Source organism: Paraliomyxa miuraensis, from assembly GCF_026337845.1.
Lineage (GTDB): Bacteria > Myxococcota_A > Polyangia > Nannocystales > Nannocystaceae > Paraliomyxa > Paraliomyxa miuraensis.
On sequence record NZ_JAOVZF010000142.1, the window covers coordinates 172,050 to 181,429 of the forward strand.

General features: G+C 70.1%; 6 protein-coding genes. 5 read left to right on the forward strand and 1 reads right to left on the reverse strand.

Annotated features, from left to right (window positions below):
- Positions 1-133 precede the first annotated feature (133 nt).
- Positions 134-1,327, reverse strand: a complete 1,194-nt coding sequence (locus OEB96_RS10065) for an NIF family HAD-type phosphatase (RefSeq protein ID WP_266215313.1) — start codon at positions 1,325-1,327, stop codon at positions 134-136.
- Positions 1,328-1,396: 69 nt separating this feature from the next.
- Here OEB96_RS10065 and OEB96_RS10070 point away from each other — a divergent pair, with 69 nt between their 5' ends.
- The 5 genes from OEB96_RS10070 to OEB96_RS10090 all read left to right on the forward strand — a co-directional run.
- Positions 1,397-2,551: an MBL fold metallo-hydrolase gene (locus OEB96_RS10070; RefSeq protein WP_266215314.1), complete on the forward strand. Its 1,155-nt coding sequence runs from the start codon at positions 1,397-1,399 to the stop codon at positions 2,549-2,551.
- Positions 2,552-2,608: 57 nt separating this feature from the next.
- Positions 2,609-4,219, forward strand: coding sequence for a cellulase family glycosylhydrolase (locus OEB96_RS10075; RefSeq protein ID WP_266215315.1), 1,611 nt, complete (start codon positions 2,609-2,611; stop codon positions 4,217-4,219).
- 119 nt (positions 4,220-4,338) lie between these two features.
- Positions 4,339-4,941: an RNA polymerase sigma factor gene (locus OEB96_RS10080; protein WP_266215316.1), complete on the forward strand. Its 603-nt coding sequence runs from the start codon at positions 4,339-4,341 to the stop codon at positions 4,939-4,941.
- A 6-nt stretch (positions 4,942-4,947) separates the two neighbouring features.
- Positions 4,948-7,521: a serine/threonine-protein kinase gene (locus OEB96_RS10085; RefSeq protein WP_266215317.1), complete on the forward strand. Its 2,574-nt coding sequence runs from the start codon at positions 4,948-4,950 to the stop codon at positions 7,519-7,521.
- A gap of 98 nt (positions 7,522-7,619) precedes the next feature.
- Positions 7,620-9,380 (forward strand): M14 family zinc carboxypeptidase (locus OEB96_RS10090; protein WP_266215318.1); only part of this gene is annotated, 1,761 nt, incomplete at its 3' end.

Below are 9,380 nucleotides of genomic sequence, written 5' to 3' on the forward strand. Positions count from 1 at the left end.
TGGCGCAGGGTCGTGGGATGCCCAGGAGCGACGTCCCGCACGATGTTCGAGAGACGTAACGAAGGAGATCTCTTCGCGCGTAGGAGGCGCAGCCCCCCCACGGGATTGCCTGGGACCGGCGAGTCCCGCTCCTTCAGTACTTTTGATCCACCAGCTCGGGATGCGTGCGCAGGTACTCGACCGCCTTGGCCTCGCTGCGCCCGGTGCCGGTCTGCAGCCACCGCACCGCATCCTGGCCCAGCGCCGAGTAGGGCAGGTACGCATCCACGAAACTCGTGCCGGGGTGCGCCTTCATGTAGCGCAGCGAGTCCTCGACCTCGTCGACCACCACCTTCAGCGACTGGTCATGGGCCTTCTTGGCGTTGCGATCCTTGGTGGTGCAGTACTGGCTGGCGTCGAATTTCTTGATCACCCGCACGTTGCGAAACTGGAACAGCCGCCGCGGGTTGTCGTCGACGATGATGGCGCGAGTGAGATCGGGATCGACGAGGCGTAGATCCTTGGAGGGCTCGACCACCGGCGTGCCGTCCTTCTTGGGCACGAGCACCAGGTGGCTGTTGGTCAGCATGCCGCCCACCGCGGGGTGCTTCAGGATCGGCTGGTCGTCCAGCCGCCACCCGGCCGCGTTGGTGTAGCTCAGGTCGTCGGTGTTGGCGGTGTAGAGCACCACCAGGCCCCCGAGCTTCGCGATGCGACGGAAGGCGTCGTCCCAGCCGGGGGCGAGCTTGACGAAGTGCTCGCTGCCCTTGGTGCCGTCGGGGTTCTGCTTGCCCCAGGCGATGTCGTGGCACGAGGGCGCGACCTTGGGATCCATGTATTGGTCGAGCAGCGTCGAGTCGAGGTCGAACACCACGATGAACGGCGCCTTGGCCCAGCGCTCGGGGTCGTGGCCGTCCTCGAACACGCCCTCCTTGGCGCGGCGCAGGGCCTCGGCGTACTGGGCGTTGCGGTCGCCCGAGGGCTGCGCGCGGGCCAGGTCGCGAAAGTGGTTCTGCAGCTCGACTGCCTGGGCGCGATCGAGCTGGTGGGCCTGCATGAGCGCGGTGACGTCGAAGAAGCGCTCGTCGAGCTCGGGGTTGGCGTACTTGTCGGCCCAGTCCGGGCGCGGGGGCAGGGTCATCGCGGCCAGCTCGGCGCTCTGCGCTGTGGGCTTGGCGAAGTCGTCGTCGCCGAAGTCGTCGAAGTCGTCATCGGCGGACAGCTCGAGCGGGGCTGCGGCCGAGGGCGGCGGAATGTCGGGAGGCGCAGACTCGGGGCCGGAGGACTTGCAGGCACCGACGCAGGCGATCGTCAGCGCCAGGGAGAGAGCTGCAGCAACGTTCGACACGCGGCGAGCTTGCCATGGAACCCCTCGTGCTTGCGAGTCGGGACCGCGCTGGGACACGATGCCCGCGGCATGTCGATGCGCCATTGGTTGCCATGCGCCGGGTTCGCGATGGCCTGTGCCCGCGGGCCGATCCCCTCGAGCGAGCCGGTTCCTCCCGCCGTGCCCGAGACCACGAGCGCCGCGCCCGGCGATCCGGCGCAGGCCCCCATGCGGATCGTGGAGGTGGCGCCCGGAGTGTTCGCGGTGCTGCAGCCGGCCCCGCTGCGCTTCTACGACGCCAACGGGGCGCTGGTGGTGACCGACGAGGGGCTGGTGGCCATCGATGGTCCGCAGCGATGGGCGGCCGGCCGGTGGGTGATCGGCCAGGCCCTCGCGGTGACCCAGGGGCCGCGTCGGGTGCTCGTGACCACCCACTGGCATGCCGATCACAGCGTGATGGCCGAGTGGTGGAGCCTTGCGCTGCGCGAGCGTGGCGAGAGCTTCGAGCGATGGGGGCATGCGGGGCTGGCCTCGCAGCTGGCCAGCGAGGGCCAGGCGCAGGTGGAGGAGCGCCGCGACGCGGTGCGGGGGATGATCGAGCGCGGCACCACCATGCAGACCGAGGGCCGCCGCTCGGACGGCACGCCGCTGACCGCCGACGAGCGCGCGCAGCTCGATGGCGAGCTGGTCGAGCTTCGGGCGGAGTCCGATGCCCTCGAGGGGCTCGTGCTGCAGCCTCCGACGCACGTGGTGAGCGAGACCACCACGCTCACGCTGGGCTCGCTGACCCTCGAGCTGATTCCGCTGCGCGCTCATACCGATGCCGATGTGGTGATCCACCTGCCGCAGACGGGCGTGCTCATCACGGGCGACGTGCTCGACGAGATCCCCTTTGGTGGGCACGGGCGCCCGCGCAAGTGGCTCGCGGCCCTGCAGCGCCTGCGATCGCTGCACCCCACCGCCATCATCCCCGGCCACGGAGCGGTGCTGGGGCCCGAGCACCTCGACGCGATGATCGAGCTATGGGAGGCGCTGCTGGGGCAGGCCATGCTGGCGATCCAGCGCGGCGAGGAGCCGGGCCAGCGCTATGCCGAGTGGGCGGCCACCCCCGAGCACCAGGCCCTGCGGCAGCGATTGGTGACCGATCCGGTCGGCGAGCGCGCGTTCGACCGGTTCATGCCCGAGGCGCTCGATCGGGCCATGGCCGACCTGCGCGGCGATCTCGACCCACCGCCTCACGAGTGAGATCGAGCGAGCGGGGTCGGCTGCCCGCAATCGGTCGCATGGGGCATGCTGGGGCCCATGCAGCAGCGCATGCGGAACGGCCGGGCGGCGTGGATCCTGATCGGCGGCTTGGCCTCGGGCCTGGGCCCTGGCCTGGTCGCGTGTGGTGACGACGTCGAGCAGGACGGCAGCGGCAGCACCACCGCCTCGCAGACCTCCGGCACGACCGCCGAGGCCAGCACCAGCTCGAGCACCGCGATGGCCGACGAGTCGTCCTCGGGCTCGATGGTCGAGCCCGGCGAGTGCGCCACGCCGATCCCCGCGGTGGAGCTGCCCGACGCGCGGCTCTCGGTCACTCGCGCGGGGCGCCTGGTCGACGCGCAGGGGCGCGACGTGGTGATGCGCGGGCTCAATACCGGCGGTCGCTCGAAGTTCGCCCCGTTCTTGCCGTTCGAGCTCGATGAGCCCGGCGATCTCACCGATCTCCAGGCCGTGCGCGACGCGGCCGATGTCTACTACGGTCGCCTGCCCGGCTGGGGCCTCGACACCGTGCGCATGCCGTTCTCGTGGGAGGCGCTCGAGCCCATGCCGGGGCAGTACGACATGGACTACCTCGCGCGCTACCAGGCCATGCTCGATGCGGCCTGGGCTCGGCGCCTGCGCGTGATCGTGGACTTCCACCAGGACGTCTACGCCTCGCCGTTCTGCGGCGACGGCTTTCCCCCGTGGTCGATCCCCACCGCCGATCCGCCGCCGCCCACCCACGACTGCCCGCAGTGGTTCCTGGGCTACTTCACCAACGTCGACGTGCGCGAGTCGTTCGATCGCTTCTGGAGCGACGCCGACGGGCTGCAGGCCCAGTACCTGGCCATGTGGCTCACCATGGTCGACGCCGTGGGCGGGCATCCGGCGGTGGTGGGCTTCGAGCCGATGAACGAGCCCGGCTGGGGCAGCATGGACGACCTCGATGCGTTCAAGCAAGACGTGCTGCAGCCGTTCTTCACCGACGTGGCAGCGCAGCTGCGCACGGCCGCGCCCGACGTGCTGGTGTTCTACGACGGGCCCGGAGCCGACTCGACCGGGGTGGGCAGCCACTTTCGGCCCGATGGCGAGGGCCTGGTCTATGGGCCGCACCGCTACGATTCCACGCTGCTGTTCGGCGATGCGTGGTCGGGCATCGATCCCACGCCGGCGCTGCAATCGGCCGCCACGTTCGGCGCGGACAATGGCGTCCCGGTGCTGCTGGGCGAGTTCGGCTACGCCGACGGAGCCGAGGGCGGCGACGAGTGGCTCACGATCGTGATGGACGTGGTCGACGCGCGCCGCATGTCGGCCACGCTGTGGGAGTACTCGACCAGCAGCGAGCTGTGGAATGGTGAGGATCTGTCGGTGACCGATGCGGATGGTACCGAGCGGGCGATCCTCGATGCCTATGTGCGGCCGTGGGTGCGCGCGGTGGCGGGGTCGAGCATCGGGGTGCAGTGGGATCGCGACCAGGGCGTGCTGTCGGCGAGCTGGACCGCGAGCGAGGGCGTGACCGAGGTGGTGGTGCCCGCCCGGCGGTTCCCCGCGGGACCCGACGCAATCGAGCTGCAAGGCGCGGGTGCCTGCTACACGTGGGACGAGGAGCGCGGTGAGCTGCGCGTGACGGCACCAGCCGGGACGGCGGTGTCGCTGACACTTCGATGATCGACGCGCCCACCATCGCGCGCTCGCGAGCATGACCACGATCATCGAGCGAATCCGCTCTGCGGTCGTGCAGGAATTGTGTTTGCTGCGTGGAACCGTTGGGCCTACCATGCGGCCCGATGTCCGGGAGTGATGCGGAGCTCCTCGATGCATGGGCCGCTGGTGATGCTCGGGCGGGTAGCCGGCTGTTCAACCGCTACTTCCTCCCCATCAGCCGATTCTTCATCAACAAGGTCCCCGAGGATCACGACGACCTGATCCAGGAGACGTTCGTGGCGTGCCTGCGCAGCCGCGAGCGCCTGCGCGACAAGGCCAGCTTTCGGGCGTTCTTGTTCGCGGTGGCGACCAATGTGCTGCGCATGCACTTCCGTCGGCGTAGGGTGCACGACCCGATCGAGGCGCTCGAGTCCTGCTCGGCCCAGGATCTCTCGCCCGGGCCGAGCAGCGTGTTGCGCGTGAAGGAAGAGGAGCAAGCGCTGCTGGATGCGCTGCGTGAGATTCCGCTGGCGCTGCAGATCGTGATGGAGCTGTACTACTGGGAAGACCTTCGCACCCACGAGATCGCCAACGTCGTCGACCTCCCCACGGGCACGGTGCGAAGCCATCTGCGACGAGGCCGGCAGCTGCTCGAGCAGGCCCTGGCATGGACCAAGCTCGACGCGGTCGGCCTCGACCAGCGGGCGAGCTCGTTGCGCACCGCGGTCACCCGCAGTTGCGCCTGATCTGCCGTGACCGAGCACGAGCCATCCTCGGCGTCCTCCATCGAGGCGTCGTCCGTCGATGTGGTCAATGCGGCCCGTCGCGATCGCTTGCGTGCGGCGCTCTTCGACCAGGCACCGAGGCCGCGCACCGTCGGCCGCTTCGAGGTGCAGGGCACGCTGGGTCGCGGGGGCATGGGCAGCGTGCTCGAAGCCATCGATCCGATGATCGGGCGCACGGTGGCGATCAAGCTGCTCCATCCGCGGATCGCGGCGGCCGATCGCGAGCGGCTGCGTCGCGAGGCGAGGATTCTGGCCCGGGTGGCCCACCCCAACGTGGTGCAGGTGTACGAGATCGGCGAGCACGAGGGGCGCCTGTTCGTGGCGATGGAGCGAGTGCCGGGGAAGACGCTGCGCCAGTGGCAAGCGGCCAGGCCCGGGTGGCAGGAGTGCCTCGATGCCTATCGACAGGCAGCGCGAGGCCTGGCGGCCGCGCATGCCGTGGGCGTGGTGCACCGTGACTTCAAGCCGCACAATTGCATGCGCGACGACTCGGGCCGGGTGCGCGTGCTCGACTTCGGCCTGGCCCACGAGCCCGGTGCAGACGACGACCGTGCGTCCGGCGGCACCGTGGCCTACATGGCGCCCGAGCAGCTCGCGGGCGGGCCCGTCGACGCACGCAGCGATCAGTTCGCGTTCTGCGTGTCGCTGCTCGAGGCGGTCGGCGGGGTGCATCCCTTTGCGGGTGACCGCCGGCGGGGCCTGGCCAGCGCCTCCACGGCCGGTCGCCGTGCGGTGCCCTCGTGGCTGACAGGGGCGCTGCGACAGGGCCTGCGAGAGCACCCCGACGCGCGATGGCCGAGCATGGAGGCACTGCTGCACGCACTGGCGCCCCCGCAGCCGCGCACCTGGCACGTGCTCCGTGCGATGACGGCATCAGCGGTGGGAATCGCCGGGGGGCTGTGGTGGGCCGCTGGCCTCCCCGACGAGCCTTGCCGCGGCGCGGACCAGCGAGTGGCGCAGGTGTGGAACGAGCAACGCAGCAAGCGGGCCGAGGCAGGGATGCTGGCCACCAAGCTGCCGATCGCCAGCGACTCGTGGGCCCACACCCAACCATGGCTCGATGCCTACGCTGGGCGGTGGGCCGAGGCTCACGCCGAGATCTGTCGGGCAACGTACGTGCGTGGCGAGCAGTCCCCCGAGCAGCTGGACCTGCGCATGACGTGCCTCGGTCGGCGGCTCGACGTGCTGTCGAGCCTGCTGGACTCGCTCGAGCACGCCGATGCCGAGGTTGCGCTCGCGAGCATCGACGCCGCGATGCGCCTGCCCGATCCGGCGGTCTGCAGCTCGCTCGAGCTCGACGACGGCTCCGAGCCGCCCGAGGCGGCCGCGCTGCGACGAGCGCTGATCGCCGCCCAGACCGAGCAGCGCATGGCCCGTCTCGCGCCCGCGCTGGCCGGGTTCCAGGCCGTGCTCGAGCGCGCGCAATCCAGCGGGTGGACGCGGCTGGTCGTGGAGGCGCAGCTCGGCATCGGCATGGTGGAGAGCGACCTCGGTCATGGCACGCGAGCCGCCGAGGCCCTCGACCTCGCCTCGCGGGAGGCGTTTGCCGCGGGGCACGACGACGTCGCGCTGGAGGCCACGCTCGAGCACGCGGAGGTGCTCGGTCTGCTGCTCGGCGCCTTCGAGCCGGCCGAGGCGAGCTTGCAGCGAGCCGAGGCGCTGCTCGAGCGCCTCGGCAACCCGGAGGCCGCACGCTTTCGCCACGCGCTGGTGGCGAGCAAGGTGCTCATTCGCCATGGCCGGCTCGAGCCGGCCACGCACTGGCTCGCGAGTGCGGCCGAGCTCGAGATGCGCCTCTATGGCGCTCGGCACCCCAGCCGGGGGTTCGTGCTCGATGCCCAGGGGCAGCTCGCCATCGCGTCCGCTCGCCACGAGGATGCCCAGCGCGCCTGGTTGGAGACCCTGGCCCTCGACGAGCAGCTCTACGGCCCTCGCCATCCCCACGTGGCATCCACGCTCAACAACCTCGCGGTGGTGGCGGGCGAGCAGCAGCAGTGGGACCGAGCTCGCGAGCATCTCGAACGCTCGCTGGAGATTCGGCGCGAGGTGCTCGGAGCACATCCGCAGGTCGCCGACGTGTTGCTCAACCTGAGCTTTCCGCGCATGCACACCGGCGAGCTCGAGCTCGCTCTCGAAGGCCTCGCCGAGGCGCACGAGATCTACGTGACGCACCTCGGCATCGATGCCCCCAAGACGCTCGATGCCGAGCACGCTCGAGGCCTCCTGCTCGAGGCCTCGGGTCGACCCAACGAGGCCGAGATGATCTACCGCCGGGTGATCGCGCGACGGCTCGAGGTGATGGGGGACGACCATCCCGATCTCCGCCGGCCGCTCGCATCGCTGGGGAGACTGCTGTTCCATTCGGGACGGCCCGACGAGGCCGTGGAGCCGCTGCAGCGGGCGCTCGAGCTCGAGCGCTCGCTGGTGCGCGCTGGCGGGGGCGATCCAGAGGCCTCACCGGGGCTCCGCGAGCGTCTCGAGCTGCTCGAAGGTGCTCGTGCGGCGGCAGCCGTCCTCGAGGCGAAGTCCTCGCTTCGATGAAGCCGCCTCTCGAGCTCGGTCGCATCGAGTGGTTCGATGAACGTCCGATCGACTCATCCGTCGCGGCGCCCGATGCATCTCCTCGACCGGGAGGATCCATGCACCGAACACGTCACCTGCTCCTTCGTACGCTTTCCGCGCTGGCCTTGCTCGTCACCGGTTGTACCGACGGCGACGCTCCACCCGACGAGGGCTCCTCGGAGTCCTCGGGCGCGCCGCTCGGCCTCGCTCCGGTCGAGGCCACCATGCTCGTCCACATCTACTATCAGACCCCCGAGACGCTCGAGCGCCTGGCCGCGGAGCTCGACCTGCTCGAGCACGCCGATCATGCCGAGGGCTACGTGGCCGCGTTGATCGAGCCCGACGAGTACGAGCGCCTCGTGGCCGAGGGACTGACGGTCGAGGTGCAGCAGGAGCCCACCTCGATCTTGCAGCGCATGCTGGACGCGGGCGGCTTCCGCTCGATCCCGAGCTATTCGTGCTACCGCACCGTCGAGGAGACCGTGGACACCATGACCACGCTCGACTCGAACTACTCCGGCCTGGTGGAGCTCGTCGACATCGGCGACTCGTGGGACAAGGTCACCGCAGGAGGTCCCGATGGCTACGACCTCCAGGGCATGGTGATCACCAACGAGGCCATCGCCGGCCCCAAGCCGCGGTTCTTCCTCATGGGGGCGATCCACGCGCGTGAGTACGCCACCGCCGAGATCGTGATCCGCTTTGCCGAGCAGCTGGTCGAGGGCTACGGCACCGACCCCGACGCCACCTGGTTGCTCGACCACTACGAGCTGCACGTGCTGCCCCAGGCCAACCCCGACGGACGCAAGATCGCCGAGCAGGGCTACACGCAGCGCAAGAACCGGAACACCAGCGCGGGGTCGTGCTCGTACCCGCCCACCTCGAGCAGCCAGCACGGCATCGACCTCAACCGCAACCACTCGTTCGAGTTTGGTGGTGCGGGTACCAGCACCACCGCCTGTAGCATCAACTATCGCGGCACGGGGGCGAATTCCGAGCCCGAGACCCAGGCGCTGCAATCGTACATGAGCTCGATCTTCGCCGATCAGCGTGGATCGGGCAGTGGCGATCCCGCACCGGACGACACCACCGGTCTGATGATCTCGCTGCACTCGTACGGAGAGCTGGTGCTGTTCCCATGGAGCTGGAGCGGGAGCGCGGCGCCCAACCTCGCCCAGCTGCGCACGCTCGGGCGCAAGCTGGGCTACCACAACGACTACGCCGTGTGTCAGTGGTACGGGTGTCTCTACCCGGCCAGCGGCACCACCGACGACTGGGCCTACGGCGAGCTCGGCATCGCGGCCTACACGATGGAGATGGGCACCACGTTCTTCCAGAGCTGCGCCAGCTTCGAGTCGACCGTGGCTCCCGTCAACCTCGCGGCGCTCACCACCGCGTTCAAGGCCGCGCGTCGGCCGTATCAGACCCCGTCGGGGCCCGATGCGGTGGGGGTGGCGGTCTCGGCCTCTCCGGTGACCGCGGGCGCCTCGGTCACGCTCACCGCCACCGCCGACGACACGCGCTTCGACAGCAACGGCTGGGGCACCGAGCCCACGCAAGCCGTGGCGGCCGCTCGCTACTCCGTCGATCACGCCTCGTGGACCGGCGCGCCGCTCACGGCCATGGCCGCGAGCGACGGCACCTTCAATGCGAGCAGCGAGGGTCTGACCGCCACCATCGACACCTCGGGCTGGGCCCCGGGACGCTATCTGCTGCTGGTCGAGGCTCGCGATGCGGCCGGCAACTGGGGAGCGCCCAGCGGCGTGTTCCTCGACGTGGAGGCGGCCGGGGGCATGGTGGAGGTCTGCGGCAACTCGCTCGACGACGACGGTGACACC

Excerpts from the sequence above, each read along its gene's own strand:
- OEB96_RS10070 (WP_266215314.1), top strand. The coding sequence starts at position 1,397 with ATGTCGATGCGCCATTGGTTGCCATGCGCCGGGTTCGCGATGGCCTGT.
- OEB96_RS10075 (WP_266215315.1), top strand. The coding sequence starts at position 2,609 with ATGCAGCAGCGCATGCGGAACGGCCGGGCGGCGTGGATCCTGATCGGC.
- OEB96_RS10080 (WP_266215316.1), top strand. The coding sequence starts at position 4,339 with ATGTCCGGGAGTGATGCGGAGCTCCTCGATGCATGGGCCGCTGGTGAT.